Raw genomic sequence first — 16,539 nt, forward strand, 5'->3', positions numbered from 1 at the left:
TCAGTCTTCCATCTCTGCCAGCAAACGCTGCATCTCATCCAGGGCCTGGTCAGTCGAAGGCCGCTGCGGGTTTTCGATCTGTTCGGCCAGGCCAGCAATGGTCGGGTTGTGGAACAGGCTGCGCAGCTCGACCTTGACGCCGAAGCGGCTCTCCACGCGGGTCATCAGACGCATCGCCAACAGCGAGTGGCCACCCAGCTCGAAGAAGCTGCTGAGCACGCCGACCTGCGGCAGATCCAGCAGCTCCTGCCACAGCTCGGCCAGTTCGTGCTCAAGCGCAGTACGCGGCGCCACACCTTGCTCGGTTTGCGCTTGCGGCGCCGGCAGGGCCTTGCGGTCGATCTTGTGGTTGGCATTGAGGGCGAAACGCTGCACCTGGATGAAGCCAGCCGGCACCATGTAGGCCGGTAGCAGGTTTTCCAGGTGACGGCGCAGCGCTGCCTCGTCGACTGGGCTTGCGGCTTGCAGCCAGGCGAACAGGCTGTGGCTGCGTGCATCGAGCATCACCACCGCCTCTTCCACGCCGGGGTAACGGCGCAGCAACGATTCGATTTCGCCCGGCTCGATGCGCAAGCCACGCACCTTGACCTGGAAATCGGCGCGGCCGACATAGGCCAAGCAGCCGTCGTTACGGCGGCGCACCAGGTCGCCGGTGCGGTACATGCGGCTGCCAGGCTCGCTGGCAAACGGATCGGGCAGGTATGCCGCTGCGCTGATCGCAGGCGCTCGCTGATAGCCACGGGTCACCCCGCTGCCGGCGATGTACAGCTCGCCGGTGCTGCCCAGCGGCACTGGCCGCAGGCATTCATCGAGCACGTAGCAACGGGTGTTGAGCAGCGGCATGCCGATATCAGCGACCCCGGCCGGCACCTCGCGCAGCACCTGGGTGGTGGACCAGACCGTGGTTTCGGTCGGACCATAGGCGTTGATCAGCCGCACCCCCTTGGCCTGCAGCACACTCACCAGTTCCGCCGGCACGGCTTCACCGCCGATCAGGCCGCGCAGGGCTGGCCAGTCGTCACGCCCGGTTTCCAGCAGGATCTGCCAGCCGGCAGGCGTGGCTTGGAACACGGTGGCACGGCGCAGCAGTTCGAACAGGCGATGGCCATCGACCACCTGTTCGCGACGTGCAAGGAGAATGGCCGCGCCGTTGAGCAGCGGCAGAAACAGCTCCGGCTTGCACATATCGAAGGCGTAGGTGGTGCTGGCCAGCCAGACGTCCTTGGCCGTCAGCGGCAACTGGCGATCAAGGCCAGCAAGCAGGTTGCTCAGGTTGCCACGGCTGACCTGTACGCCCTTCGGCGTACCGGTGGAGCCTGAGGTGTAGATCACGTAGGCCAGTTGCAGCGGCGACACCGGTAGTGCCAGGTCGTGCGCTGGCTGTTCGTCCAGCGGCAGGTGCTCGACTGCAAGGCTGTCGACACCGCCGAGCACCTCAGCGCAGGCCTGCTCGCTGAGCACCAGCCGTGGCCGCGCATGCTCGATGATAAAGCGCAGGCGTGCGCCCGGTTGTTGTGGGTCCAGCGGCAGGTAGGCCGCGCCGGCTTTGTGGATCGCAAGGATGCAGGGCAGCAGCCAGGGGCCTCGGGTCAGGCACAGCGCGACCAGATCATCGCAGCCGACACCCTGGCCGCGCAGCCAGTGGGCCAGGCGGTTGCTCTGGGCGTTGAGCTGGGCATAGCTGTAACGCTGCTCCTGGCAATCCACCGCCAGCGCATCCGGGGTGTCCAGGGCCTGGCGCTCGAAGCGCGCGATCAGATCCGGCGTCTGGCTCAGCGCATGCGCCGGCAGGTTCCACGGGCGGCGGGTCAGGGCCTGATCGGCATTGGCCAGGTCGATATCCCACAGGCGCGCCTCGGGCCGTGCCAGCATACCGTCGAGCAGGTGACGGTACTCGTTGGCGTAGCGCTGCATGGTGCCGGCGACGAACAGCTCGGTGTTGTACTCCAATACGCAGTGCCAGGCGCTGCCGTGCTGCTCGATATGCAGGCCGATGTCCACCAGGGCGCTGTCGCTCTCGACATCCAGGCGCTGCGCCGACAGCCCGGCAAAGCCGTGGCCGACAGCCGCCACGTCATCGCGCTGAATCAGGTTGAACAGCGCCTGGAACAGCGGCGTATGGCTGAGATCGCGGCGCACCTGCAAGGCTTCCACCAGTCGCTCGAAAGGCACGTCGCCGTGCTGCTGGGCGCTCAGGTGGGTGGCTTGCAACGCCTGCCAGAACGACGCCACCGATTGCAGCGGGTCAATCTGGCTGCGCAGTACCTGGGTGCTGGCGAAATAGCCGATGAGATTGTCGGTGTGCGCCTGCTGACGCTGCGCTACCGGCAGTCCGATCCACAGCTCGCGCTGGCCGGAATGTCTGGCCAGCAGCACTTTCCAAGCCGCCAGCAGCGGCGCGAAGGCCGTCAGGCCATGACGCTGCGCGGTGCTACGCAGGCGTTCGACCAACTCGGCGGGCAGCTCGAAACGCAGGCGCCGCCCGTGATAGCCCTGCTCGGCTGGGCGTGGCAGGTCGGTGGGCAGGTCCAGCACCGGCGGCTCGCCGGCCAGTGCTTGGCGCCAGTAGTCCAACTGCGCCTCGATACGTGCCTGGCCGGCAGGCGCCTGCCAACTGGCGGCGACATCGCTGAACTGCAGCGGCAGCGGCGCCAGGGTGGCCTCGGTTGCGTTCAGTTCGGCAAGGTAAAGACGTTGCAGCTCATCGAAGAAGATCTCCAGCGAACGGGCATCGGCGATGATGTGGTGCAAGGTGGCTTGCAGCACGCTCTGCCCTTCGCCCTGATACAGCCGCAGCCGCCACAGCGGCGTCGCGCCAAGATCGAAGGCGCGCTGCGATTCCTCGCTCAAGGTGCGGGCGAAGGCCGCTGAATGCACACCCTGCTGCAAAGGCCCGACACTGAGCAACGTGCCGTGCAATGGCACGACTTGCTGCCGCGCCCCCGCTTGAGTCTCGCTGAACACGCTGCGCAAGCTGTGCTGGCGTTCCACCAGTTTTGCCAGTGCGCGCTCCAGTACCTCGGCTTGCAGGTTACCGTGCAGGTGCATGGCCAGTGACAGGTGGTAAGCCTGGGTGTCGCCCTGCAAACGGTCGAGGAACCACAGCCGTTGCTGAGTGAAGTGCAGCGGTGCCGACGCCTCGCCGAATGGTCGCAGAATGCCCTCGCCTGCGCTCTCGGCAGTGGCCAGACTGGCCGCCAGTTCACCCAAGGTCGGGCGCTCGAACACGCAACGCAGCGGCAAGCGCCGCGCGTAACGCTCGGCGATGCGCGCCACCAGGCGTGCTGCCAGTAGCGAATGGCCGCCGAGGGCGAAGAAATTGTCGCTGGCGCCCACCACATGGCAACCCAGCAACTCGCACCACAGTTCGGCCAGTTGTGCCTCCCACGGTTCGCTCAGCGCGCTGTCGCGCTGACCTTCGTGTTGGCGTGGCGCTGGCAACGCCTTGCGCTCGACCTTGCCGCTGGGGCTCAGCGGCAAGCTGTCGAGGCGTACGAACTGGCTCGGCAGCATGTAGTCCGGCAGGTGCTGCGCCAGTTGCACACGTAGCGCGGCATCGTTCAGCTCAGCACTCGCCGTCGGCGTGACCGAGTAGTAAGCCACCAGGCGCGCGCTGTCGCCGCTGCCCAGTAGCACCACGGCCGCTTCGCGCACCCCGTCGAGCCGCGCCAACAGAGCCTCGATCTCGCCCAGCTCGATACGGAAACCACGCAACTTGACCTGGAAGTCCAGGCGCCCCTGATAGTCCAGGCTGCCATGGGGATTGCGTCGCACGCGGTCGCCGGTGCGGTACATGCGCGCGCCCGGCACGAACGGATCAGGCAGGAAGTTCGCCGCGCTCAGGGCAGGCGCGGCGAAATAACCACGCCCCAGGTTGGCCCCGGCCAGGTACAGCTCACCGGAAACACCCGGCGCCACCGGCTGCAAGTCGGCATCCAGTACATAGGCGGCGGTGTTGACCACAGGCTGGCCGATTGGCACCTCCACCCCACCGCTCACGCCTTGACGCGGCTCGAAGGTGCTGTAGACGGTGGCCTCGGTCGGCCCATAACCGTTGATCACCTTCGCGCCACGCTGCTCCATGGCCTCGGCCAGCGCACACGGCAGGGCCTCGCCACCGGAAATCGCGCGCACGCCCTGCCAACTGCGAACACTGTGCGCCACCAGCATGCGCCAAGTGGCCGGGGTGGCCTGCATTACCGTTGGCTGGCCGGCTTCGATCAGGCGGTCGAGCGCTTGCGGGTCGCGTACCTGTTCACGGTCGGCTAGCAGGATGCTGGCGCCGCGCCCCAGCGGCAGCAGCAGTTCGACGATGGCGATGTCGAAGGTCGCGGTGGTCAGCGCCAGCACGCGGTCATGCGTGGTCAACGGCAGCACCTGCTGCACGCCGAGCATGAGGTTCATCAGATTGCCACGGCTAATCGCCACGCCCTTGGGTTGGCCAGTGGAGCCCGAGGTGTACAGCACGTAGGCCAGTTGGCCAGGATGCACGTTCGGCGCGCGGTAGGGTTCGGTGCTGAGCAGCGCATCGACATCCAGCAGCTCGACCGCACTGCCCCACTCGGCCAGTTCCGCCAGGGCCTCGGCATTGGTCAGGCACAACCGCGGCTGCGCATGGGCGAGGATGTAACGGCCGCGCTCGGTCGGGGTGTCCTCAGCCAACGGCACGTAGGCGGCGCCAGCCTTGAGAATGGCCAGCATGGCCATCGGCAGGCGCGCATCGCGCGGCAGGCGCAAGGCCACACGATCTTCGGCGCCAACACCACGGGCCTGCAAGGCAGCCGCCAGGCGCTCGGCCGCCAGGTTCAGTTCGGCATAGCTCAGGCGCTGTTCACCGGCCTGTACCGCGATGGCAGCGGGCTGCGCGGCGACCTGCCGTGCAAAGGCCTGCAGAATGTCTTCACGCCCCTGTACCGCTTCACCGTGCAGGCGTGCCAGCGCAGCCTGCTCGGGCTGCCAGACGAGTTCGCCGAGTAGTTGTTGCGGTTGTTCGAGCACGGCATCGAGCAACGCCAAGTACTGCGCGAGCAGCGTCTGGGCGGTCTGTTCGCGGAACAGCTCGCTGCTGTACTGCAAGCTCAGGGCAATGCCGTGTTCGCTGTCGCGCACGTCCAGGTGCAGATCGCACAGGGCGCTGTCGGGGCGATTATCGAGCGGCTCGGCAATCAGGTCGGTCAGCTCGAAACGCTCCAGGGCATGCCCCGGGAAGTAGTTGAACATGGCTTGGAACAACGGGTTGTAGCTGACCTGACGAGCCACGCCGAGCTGTTCGATCAGGTAGTCGAAAGGTAGATCCTGATGCGACTGCACCGCCACCGACAACGCCTGCAACTCGCGCATCAGTTGCAGCAGGCTGGCCGTGCCGGCGAGTTTCTGGCGATACACCAAGGTGTTGACGAAGCAGCCCACCAGCGGTTGCAACGCCGCGTGATGACGGTTGGCGGCCGGCACCCCGACGAGGATGTCGCGCTCGCCGCTGCGGCTGCGCAGCAGCAGTTGGAAGGCGCAGAGCATGGGGATGAAGTTGCTCCAGCCGTGGCTTGCGCTGAATGCCCGCAGACGCGCTGCGAGCGCATCCGGCAGGCGTTGCTCGACGCGCCCGCCAGCCTGGCTGGCATGCGCAGGACGGGGGAAGTCTGCGGCCAGGTCGAGCACCGGCAAGTCGCCGGACAACTGCTCGCGCCAGTAGGCCAGTTCGTCCTGGCAGGCCGTGCTGTCCATCCACTGACGTTGCCACAGGGCATAGTCGGCGTACTGCATGGGCGCCTCGGCCAACGCAGGTTTTTGCCCATGGCGCAACGCGCGGTAATGGGCGCAGAGACCGTCGATGATCAGTTGCAACGACCAGCCATCGGCGGCGATATGGTGGCAATTGAGCGCCAGCACGTGCGCCTGCGGCCCGAGGCGATACAGGCAGGCACGCAGCAGCGGCGCGCTGTCCAGGCAGAATGGCGTCATTGCGTCCTGGCGCAGCAAGGCATGCAGTTGCGCCTCGCTGTCCACGTCGATCAGCGGCAAGGCCAGCTCGGCCTGGGCAAGGATGACCTGCGACGGCTCACCGCCGTCACTGACGAAACGCGTACGCAGGACTTCGTGCTGATCGACCAGCGCCTGCACCGCTGCGTGCAGGTCAGCCACATGCAGGTCGCCGCTCAGGCGTACTGCGCCGGCCAGGTTGTAGGCTGGGCTGTGCGGTTGCAGTTGTTGCAGGAACCACAGGCGCTGTTGGGCGAACGACAGCGGCAGGGTCTGCGGACGCGGCAGACGTTTGGGTGTGGTTGTCTCGCTGGCCTGCTGTTGTTCCAGCCACTCGGCCATCGTGGCAATGGTCGGGCGCTCGAAGACCACGCGCAGCGGCAGGTCCTTGCCGCACAGCTTGCCGATCTGGCCAATCAGCTGCGTGGCCAGCAACGAATGCCCGCCCAATTCGAAGAAGTGATCCTCAATGCCAACCCGCGAAAGCCCCAGCACAGCTTGCCAGGCTTCGGCCAACTGCGCTTGCAGCGCGCTGCTTGGCGCGACATAGCGCGCTTCGCTTTGTGCGGCGAAGTCAGGCGCCGGCAGGGCCTTGCGGTCGATCTTGCCGTTGGCGTTGAGCGGCATGCGTTCGAGCAACATGAACGCGCTGGGCAGCATGTAAGGCGGCAGATTGGCGGTCACGAACTCGCGCAGCGCCTCGATGGAGGGTTGCGGGTCGGCCACCAGGTAAGCGACCAGTACCTTGGCGCGCTGCTGGTCGTCACGCGCCAGCAGCACCGCTTCACGCACACCCGGGTAGCGGGTCAGGCAGGCTTCGATCTCGTCCAACTCGATACGATGGCCGCGAATCTTCACCTGATGGTCGGTACGACCGACGTACTCCAGGTCGCCATTGGCCAGGAAACGTGCCAGATCGCCGGTGCGATACAGGCGGCTGCCGTCGTTGGCGATGGGATCGGGCAAGAACACCGCCGCCGTACGGGCCGGGTCGGCCATATAGCCACGCCCAACCCCCACGCCTGCGACGAAGATTTCCCCCACTGCACCACGCGGCACCGGTTGCAGTTCGCTATCGAGCAGGTACAGACGGTTGTTCAGGGTGGCGCGGCCAATCGGCACGCTGCTGCGCGACGCGTCCAGGCGCTCGGTGAGCGGATGGAAGGCCACGTCGTCGGAGCATTCGGCTGGCCCGTAGGCGTTCATCAGCGGGATGCCGGGGTAGCGCTCGAACCAGCGCCGCGCCAGCGCCGGTGGCAGCGCCTCGCCAGTGGCCAACACCCAGCGCAGCGCCGTGCGCTCCAGGCCCGCATCGAGCAGGCTTTGCATCAGCGACGGCACTGCCTCCAGAATGCTCACGCCGTGGCGAGCGACAGCCTCGGCCAGGGCTTCGGGGTTCTGCATCACGCAGTCCCCCAAAATCACCGTGCGCGCGCCCAGCACCAGCCCGGCGAGGGTCTGCCATACGGAGATGTCGAAGCACTGCGGCGCGCTCTGGGCGATCACGTCATCTTCATTCAGGCCCAGGCCCGGCAGTTTGCCGAGGATGTTGTTGAGCATGCCGGCGTGGGCCACCATCGCCCCCTTGGGCGTGCCAGTGGAGCCGGAGGTGAAGATGCAGTAGGCCAGCGACAGCCCGTGCACCGGAATGTCCAGGTCGGCATCACTGTAGCCGCTCAGGGCCGCAGGTTCGTAGTGCAGCGCCGTTGGCAGTTGCGCCATCTGCTGCAACGCCTGCTGCGCCAGCTCAGCCTGCTGCACGCCGTGCAGCAACAGCGGCGAACGGCTCTGAGTCAGCACCTGGGCCAGGCGCTGCGGCGGATTGCGCGGGTCCAGCGGCAGCCAGCCGGCGCCTGCCTTGAGTGTGGCAAGGATCATCACCACCAGGTCGAGGCCACGCTCATCGAGCAACGCCAGCAGGTCGCCGTCTTGCACGCCATTGGCGCGTAGATGCCGGGCCAGTCGGTTGGCTGCCCGGTTCAATTGATCGAAACTCAGGCTGCGCTCGCCGTGCACCACGGCGATTCGCTCGGGGGTACGACGTACTTGCTGTTGCACGCGCTCGACGTACAACGGCTGCAATTGCGCGGTGTCCGCCGCAAGGCCACCGCTGGCCCAGGCGTGTTGCTCGGCGACTTCAGCCGCATCGAGCATGCCGATGTGTTGCAGCGGAGTCTGCGCATCATTGCCAAGGCTCGCGCCCATGTTCAGCAACAGCGTGCGCAAGTGGCGCAGCATCTGCTCGATTTCCTCACGCAGGAACCAGTCGGTCTGGTAGGTCAGTTGCAGGTGCAAGCGCTCGCCAGGCACGATCACCACGGTCACCGGATAGTTGGTGTGGGTGCGGTTGGCCATGTCGCTGATCAGGTAGTCCAACTGACCTTGGCGCAGGCTGGCGGAGATCGGCGCGTTTTCGAAGACGAACAGGCTCTGGAACAGATCCTGGCGCTGTACATCGCTCCATCCCTGGATCTGCGCCAGTGACACGCTTTCATGTTCGCGCACGCTCAGGTTCTCGGCCTGCAAGGCTTTGAGCCAGGTACCGAGGGGCTGCTGCGGGTCACAGCTCCAGCGCAGCGGCAGGCTGTTGATGAACAGCCCGACGATGCTGTCCATGCCCTGCATGTGCACCGGGCGCCCTGCCACGGTGACGCCGAACAACAGGTCGCGATTACCGCTGTAACGCGCCAGCAGCAAGGCCCAGGCACCCTGTACCAAGGTGTTGAGGGTAATGCCCAGGCCGCTTGCCGCCTGCTGTAGACCCTGTGTCTGCTCGGTGCTGAGGTGTTCGACACAATCCTCCACCGGTTCCGCTGCATCGACCACCCGGCCAGGGTGGCCGAAACCGAACGCGGTGGGCGTGTCGAAGCCGGCCAGGCGCTGCTGCCAGAAGCTCTGATGATCCTCCGGCTTCTGCTGCTCCAGCCAGCGGATGAAATCGCGGTACGGGCGTGGCTTGGGCAGTGCCAGGCGGCGCCCCTCACGGGCGGCGCGATAACCTTCGAGAAAGTCCATCATGATGATGGAGAAGCACCACGCATCCATGAGGATGTGGTGATAGCTGCGCACGAACTGATAGGTATCCGGGGCCAGCTTGAACAGGCGCACACGCATCAACGGGGCCTGGGTGAAATCCAATCCCTCGCGACGCTCCTCGGCCAGCAGTTGCTCAAGACGCGCCTGCTGCTCAGCCTCGTCGATATCCGACCAGTCCGCATAGCTGATCGGTAGTTCGACCTGCTTGTGCACCACCTGCATCGGGCGCTTCTGCTGCTTCCACACGAAGGAGGTGCGCAGCAGCTCGTGGCGCTCCACCACCTGTGCCCAGGCCTGGCTGAAGGCCTGTAGATCGAGTTGCGGCAGTACCATCACATGACGGTATTGCAGCAGGTACATGCCCTTGCCTGGGTGCATCAGGCTATGGAACAGCAAGCCCTGCTGCATGGGCGCCAGGGGGTAGATGGCCTCGATATTGCGGGAAAGTGCTTTGACCTTGTCGTTCATGCCGAGGGTCTCCTTGCCGGGGGCTGGGGATGCGGGGGCGCCGTGGGGGTTGTTCATTGCAGTTGCTCGAGCAGACCGAGGAATTCATCGTCGGAAAGCCCCGAGTCGGCGAAGTCAGCGGCGGTGGCGCGGCCCGCTTCGGGGGCCAGGCAATGTTCGAGCAAGGCTTCGATGCGCTGCTCGAACTGCTGTGCCAGCGCGCTGACCAGGGCCTGATCATGCACCTGCGGGGCGTAGCGCCATTCGATATGCAGCTGGCCCTGGTCGACCAGGGCGGTCACGTCGAGCAAATGGGTGCGGCGGGTTTCAGGAGCGCGCATGGCCGGGCACAACGGCTGCGCCAAGCGCCACAGGCGCGAATTCCCCAACCACTGGTCGACCCGCCCGAGGTAGTTGAACGTCAGCAGCGAAGCGGCACCCAACCCATGCTGTGGATCGAGGCGCAGCAGGCCGTAGCCGATGCCCTGCTCGGGTACGCGGCGCAAGGCCTCCTTGGCCGCGATGATCGCCTCTTCCGGCTGCTCGGTGACCCGCACGGCCAACGGGTAGCGGCTGGTGTGCCAACCCACCGAGCGCGACAGGTCAGGACCTTGCTCCCAGCCACTGCGGCCGTGGCTTTCCATCTCCAGGGTGACCTGTTCGCGCCCCAGCCACTGGCCGATCACGCCCGCCAGTGCCGCCACCAGCAGGTCCTGTACCTGGGTGCTGTAGGCGGCATGGCAGTCGCCCAACAAGCATTCGGTGCTGGCGACGGAGAGTCTGGTTTCCAGCGTACGGCTTTCGGCATACAGGCTGAGCGCAGGAGCGACCTCGCCCTCCTCGGCCAATTGCGCCTGCCAGTAGTCGCGTTGGGCCAGCACTTCAGGGGCCAGGCGATGCCGCTGCAAAGCCTCGCTCCAGCGATCAAAGCGCGTGGACACCGCCGGCAACGAGGCTCGCGGGTCGTGGTACAGGCTTTCCAGCTCCTCGAGCAGTACCTGCCAGGACACCGCATCGACCAGCAGGTGATGCGCGGTGCACAGCAGATGCCCGCTTTCGGTGAAATACACCCAGCGAATCAACGGTGCTCGATCCAGCTGCCAGCCCTGCTGCCACTGCTGTAGCAAGGCGTCGTCCAGCGGCTGTTCGACCAGCTGTAACAGTGTGTCGGCCTTTACCGCCGACAACGCTTGATAGCGTTGCTGCCAGCCCTGCCCGCTGCGCTCGAAGGTCAGCCGCAGGCTGCTGTGACGTTGCAACAAGCTCGCCAATGCCTGGGCCAGGCGCACAGGCTCCAGAGGCTGGTGAACGGCCAGCAACAGGGACTGGTTCCAGTATGCAGGCGTGGTCTGCCGCTGGTCGAAGAACCAGGCCTGGATCGGCGTCAGGGCGAACGCGGCGCTCGGCTCGGCACTATCGGCCTTGGCCTGCTCGGCCACACTGGCCAGTTCCACGGCCTGCTCGGCCCAGCCGCTGACCGATGGGAACTCGAAGATCTGCTTGGGCTTGAGCTGCAAGCCCTGCTGCTTGGCACGGGCAATGATCTGTAGGCTGAGGATCGAGTCGCCACCGACTGCGAAGAAATTGTCGTCGGCTTGCAGGTCGGGCTTTTCCAGAATAGCGCGGGCAATCGCCAGCAAACGCTCGACCTTGGCGCGCTGTGGCGTCTGTGCCACGCGCGCCAGCGCCCGCACGCTGGGTTCGGCGAACAGTTGCTTGGGGGTGAGGGTGATCTGCTGCTGGCGTGCACGGGCAATGATCTGCAGGCCGAGAATCGAATCGCCACCCTGGGCGAAGAAGTTGTCGTCCGGGCCGATGTCCGGGTTGCCCAGCAGTTCACGCCAGATCGCCAGCAAGGCGCTTTCCAGCGTATCAAGCGGCTGCTCGGTGCGTGCCTCAAGAGGACGCGGCGCTTGCTCGGCCAGGTTCGACAACGCCTGACGATCAACTTTACCGTTGGCCAGCAGTGGCATCGCCTCCAGGCAGTGCCACTGCGCTGGCTGCATGTAGTCCGGCAGACGCGCCTGCAACGCGCGCTGAATATCCGCAAGTGCGCTCGGCGCTGCGACCAGGAAGGCCACAAGACGGTTGCCGGTCAACGGCGTCGGCGCGTTGAGTACGCGCACATCCTCGACCTGTGGCAGCGTGCGCAATTGCGCCGCCACCTCCGAGGGCTCGACGCGGTAGCCGCGAATCTTCACCTGCTCATCCAGGCGCCCGAGGAACAGCACCCGGCCTAGATGATCGAGGCGTACCCGGTCACCTGTGCGGTAACCCCGTGCACCGAAGCGCGCCTGATCGACCTCGCTGGCACTCAGGTAGCCGCGTGCCACGGTCGCCCCCTCGATATACAACTCGCCGCTGACGCCAGCCGGCAGCACTGCGCCATCCGGCCCACGCACGCTGACACGCACGTTGCCCAGAGGACGCCCGAGCGGTACGTCACCCTCGCCTTCGACCTCGTGGGTCAAAACGCCCACCGTGGTTTCGCTGGGCCCGTAGTGGTTGACGATACGCAGCTGCGGGCTGAGGGCGTGCACCCGCGCCAGCAGATCGGCGCCCAGCGCTTCGCCACCGAGGACCAGGCACTGGCGCGGCAACAGGCGCTGCGGCTCGCGGGCCACCAGCAAGGCGTTCAGGTGCGAAGGCACGATTTTGAGCATGTCCACCGGTTGCTGCCCAAGCAACGCCGCCAGTTCCTCGGCATCGAAGGCCAGCGCTTCGTCCAACAGGCGCAAGCGCCGGCCGCTGAGCAGCGCGCCGAACAAGGCGGTGTGGCCCAGGTCGGTGGCACAACTGGCCAGGCTCGTCAGGCTGGCGTCGGCACTCAGGCGCAGGCGCTCCAGGCAGGCGCTGACATAGTGAACGAGGTTGCCCTGGGTCACCTCAACGCCCTTGGGCCGCCCGCTGGAGCCGGAGGTGTAGACCACATAGGCGGGCAAGTCTGCAGGCACGCTGGCGCGCAGCGGCGCCTGGCTGAACAGCGCCTCGGCCGGCACGGCCAGCCACTGCACCTGCGCGGGTAACCAGGCGGGTCGTTCACCCTCGCCCACGTATACCTTGGGTGCCGCATCCAGGCAGATCTCCAGCAGACGCGACTCGGGCCACTGCGGGTCGAGGGCCAGATAGGTGGCGCCGCACTGCCACGCGGCGAGCATGTGCATCACCAGTTCACGGCTGCGCGGCAGGCACAGAGCAACCCGATCACCGCTTGCACGCAGCAAGGCGTGCAGGCGTTCGCCACGGGCAACCACAGCGCTGGCCAGTTCGGCATAGCTCAATTGCCCCTGCTGATCTTCAAGCGCGATGCTTTGGGGGCTTTGCATGCAGTGTTGGGCAAAAGCGTTCCAGGCGCTCTCGTGCGCTACCGGCAGGCGTTCGCCCGACAACTGCGAACGCTGCGCGTGTGGCAGCCAGTCCAATTCGGCAAACGGCACGCCCGGCTGCTCCATGGCCGCCATGACCAGGGCCAGGAACTGCACCTGAAAACGCTCGACGCTCTCGTGTCGATACAACGCCTTGCTGTAACGCCAGCGCCCGACGAACTCAGGCGTGTCATCGATGATCACCAGGTTCAATTCGTGGGCCGCACCACGCTGCTCGCCCATCATGCGCTCGATGTAGCGCTCGAACGGCACGTCACGCTCCTTGTTCAGCGTGAACATGTGCTGGAACACCGGTGCCCGGCCCATCTGCCGTGGCAAGTCCAGGTGCTTGGCCAGGCGCGCGAAGGGATAGTGACGATGGCGCAAAGCCTGCCGGACAGTGCCAGCCACCTGCGTGGCCCACTGCGCGCTGGACAGGTCACGGCGCACGCGGCAGCGCACCGGCAACGGGTTGACCAGATACCCCGGCAGCTCAGCCTGCTCACGCTTCAGGCGCCAGCCACTGGGCGTACCGAGCACGAAATCCTCCTGCCCGGACAGCACACTGAGAAACTGCTGGAACAGCGAGAACCAATAAACGTAGGGCGTCACGCCCAGGCTTTGGGCCACTGCACGCAGCCGCTGGCTGTCGTGCGCACCAAAATGGAACGACAGCTCTCCACCTTCGAAGCCCTGGGTGCTGCCATGGGCGAAGTCGGTGGGCAGCTCCAGCGTCGGCGCATCGGCCAGCTGTGCCTGCCACCAGTTCAGTTCCTCGGCCTCGATCGCCTCGCTGCGCAGGTACACGGCGCTGCTCCAGTTGCGATAGGCCTCGGGGTCGACATCGGCAAGCACCTCGCCATCGGCCAGGGCGAACAGCTCGCTGAACAACACGTCGAAGGTGGTCAGGTCGGAGGCGATATGGTGGATACCCAACAGCACCGTGTACTCGACACGCTCGCCCAACTGGTTGCTCAGCAGCACCAGCCGGCTGACCTCGCCGGCGCTGAGATCGAAGGGTTTGTCGGCCAGCTCGACGACACGCCGCTGCACGCTGGCGGCATCCGCGTCCTGCCAGGTTTCGCACTGTAGCGAAGTGGGCTGCGGCCTGCTGTCCCACTGCACCAACTCGCCATCACGCTCGACATAGGCACTGCACAGGTGCGGATAACGCTGCTGCACCACCTGCCAGGCCCGCTCCAGACGATGCGGCAGATCCGCCCAGAGGTACTGCGGCCTGATACGCCCGGCCAGCACGATGTTGTAGGCGCAACTGCCAGGCTCCATGCGTTGCAGGAACCACAAGGCCTGCTCGTTATCGTTGAGCGGGCGCGCCTGGAAGTAGTCCGGGTGGCGCGCCAACCAGGGCAGTATCTCAGCACTACGCGATTGCAGCTCACCCTCCAGCGCGGCGCTCAGGGCCTGCGGCAAACCGGTGGAAATCACCAGGCGGCCTTCGCTTGTGGACAGGCGAATACCGCGCAGCCAGCAGTCGTACATCAGGCGGTCGAGCATGGGTCGTCCTTAATAATGCGGATTCGAGCTAAGCCACCCTGGCAGTGGCTTCGAGGGTTATTCAGCGTCAGACAGCCGAAGCGGGCTCGGCCATGGCCACCACCACCTTGCGCTCTCCCTGGAAGGTGGAGCGGCCATGGGCGACCAGCATGTTGTCGAGCATCAGCGCGTCGCCCGCCTGCCAGGGGAAGCTGATCTGGGTGCGCTGCAGGACATCGCGCACATGCTCCAGCGCCTCCGGCTCGATGGGCGAGCCGTCACCGTAGAAGACGTTACGTGGCACACCCTCCTCTCCGACGATCGACACCAGCGTTTCGCGTAGTGCTGCCGGCAGGTTGGAGATATGGAACAGATGCGCCTGGTTGAACCAGACCCACTCCCCGGTGACCGGGTGCTGCGCGACGGCCTGACAGACCTGGCGGGTACGCAGCTCGCCGTCGTCCTTCCACTCGAAGTCGATGTGGCTGAGCCGGCAGAAGTGCTCGACCTCGCTGCGATCCTCGGTGCTGAAAGCCTGCTGCCAGGTGAGGTCCAGACCATTGCCGTAGTTGCGCACGTACATCAGGCGTTTTTCAGCGAAACGTTGGCGGATGGCCAGATCGATGCGCTGATACACCAGGCGACTGTCAGCAATCGGGGTCTCGCCACCGACCGGCGCGGCCTGGATGCAGTGAAACCAGATCTTCATCGGCCAGTTCAACGCGTAGGACTGCTCGTTGTGCAGGGCAATGACTTGGTGAGCGGGGTATTCGGTGGAGGTATAGACGCGGCTGTTGAGCTTGGTGCGCGGCGTGGAAGCGTAGTCGTAGGTCAGCAGCTCGTGACCGAAACTGCGGGCGAAATCTTCGAAGTCGTTGGTGTCACGGAAGGCGAAATCGCGAAAGAGGATGCCCCCGATGGTCTGCAAATCGCAGTCGACAGCACGCTTGATGAGCGCGGCGTGATCACGCCAGGAGTCGCCTGGAACCGGGGCGCGCAACACGCGAGGTAGCAGCCCCTCGCCACGCGCCTGAACCTCATCCAGTGAATGGTCTGCACGGCTGAGCAAATCGGTAAGCATCTGGATTCCTTGGCGCTACTGATGAGGCGCAACAAGTTATCGCAAAACATACTCACTATCAAACGTGAATTAATATTATTTATGTATAAGCCGCGTACGCTACTGCTGCACGCAAGTTGGCGAAGCAGCAGCGTATCTATCATCACTTGGACGGCTTCAGCGGCTGCCCAAGAATGCTTACTTTTCCTGGAGGTTGTAGTCGCGTTCGCCGATGTGCGACAGCAGCAGGTACGCCGAGCCGATCATGCCCTGCATGGTGTCGGCGAAGCGGCTACGGTTGAAATACAGGAACTGATGATTCTTCACCGCGAACAGGTTCTGCCACTGCGGCGAACGGCGGAAGGCTTCGGTGCTCGCCTGCGAATCGAGCATTTCTTCGTAGGTATCGATGATGAAATCACTGTCGAAGTCGCCAATGCGTTCCAGGCTGTAAGGCACGTTCGGACGTGCCTCCTTGAAGGCCGACACACGCCCGAGGCCGAAGTCGGCGATCACGTCATCCATGCCAGAGCGGCCAATCAGCTGGAACCCGTCTGGATAGACCTCCAGGGTGGTAACTGTGATGCGCCCCGGCTCCTTCACCCGCTTGGCGAATTCGCCAACGATCCATTGGTACTCGCTCAACAGCTTCTGGTAGCGCTGCTGCTTGCCTACCAGTTCGGCCAGCTCCTTGGCGTAGGTCTTGATACCGGCCTCGCGCGCTGGCAGCAGCACCACCGGGGCGATGCTACTGAGGCGCTCCTTGAGGTCCTGGTGATAGGACAACCCGACGATCAGGTCAGGCTTGAGCGCCGCGATGGCCTCAAGATCAGGCGCCTGGTGTGAACCGACATAGCGAATGCCAGAGACATCGAAGCGCTGCTGTGCACCACGGAACATCGCATCGGCGAGCAGCTTCTTGCGCCCCGTGGAGCCGCAGGGGGTTACGCCCAGCTCGAGCAGTTGGGTAGTCAAGCTCAGGTCGTGCAGCGATACCACGCAATGCGGCTCGACGGGCACCTCGACACGGCCGAAACGGTTCTCGAACACACGGGTGTCAGCGGCCACGGCCTGCATCGAACTCAGACCCAGCAGCGCACAGGCCATCAGGGAAAGCGCTTTGAACTTCACCATCATCTTCGTCTTGTCCTTCAGTGACGA

Annotated in this window: 4 protein-coding genes; all 4 read right to left on the minus strand. The window is 65.2% G+C overall.

Features of this window, described 5'->3' with window-relative positions; translation table 11 throughout:
- The 4 genes from FEM01_RS03230 to FEM01_RS03245 all read right to left on the minus strand — a co-directional run bounded on the left by FEM01_RS03230 (position 1) and on the right by FEM01_RS03245 (position 16,515).
- A complete protein-coding gene (locus tag FEM01_RS03230; RefSeq protein WP_205884540.1) occupies positions 1-9,537 on the minus strand; it encodes a non-ribosomal peptide synthetase in 9,537 nt (3,178 codons plus the stop codon).
- Positions 9,534-14,339: a non-ribosomal peptide synthetase gene (locus FEM01_RS03235; protein ID WP_138217825.1), complete on the minus strand. Its 4,806-nt coding sequence runs from the start codon at positions 14,337-14,339 to the stop codon at positions 9,534-9,536. The genes FEM01_RS03230 and FEM01_RS03235 overlap by 4 nt, the downstream gene beginning before the upstream one ends.
- Before the next feature lie 67 nt (positions 14,340-14,406).
- Positions 14,407-15,399, minus strand: coding sequence for a TauD/TfdA family dioxygenase (locus FEM01_RS03240; RefSeq protein WP_138217826.1), 993 nt, complete (start codon positions 15,397-15,399; stop codon positions 14,407-14,409).
- Positions 15,400-15,576: 177 nt separating this feature from the next.
- Positions 15,577-16,515: an ABC transporter substrate-binding protein gene (locus FEM01_RS03245; RefSeq protein WP_240791706.1), complete on the minus strand. Its 939-nt coding sequence runs from the start codon at positions 16,513-16,515 to the stop codon at positions 15,577-15,579.
- Between the last annotated feature and the right edge of the window lie 24 nt (positions 16,516-16,539).

The sequence above is a fragment of the Pseudomonas mosselii genome (assembly GCF_005796105.1).
GTDB classification, from domain to species: domain Bacteria; phylum Pseudomonadota; class Gammaproteobacteria; order Pseudomonadales; family Pseudomonadaceae; genus Aquipseudomonas; species Aquipseudomonas mosselii_C.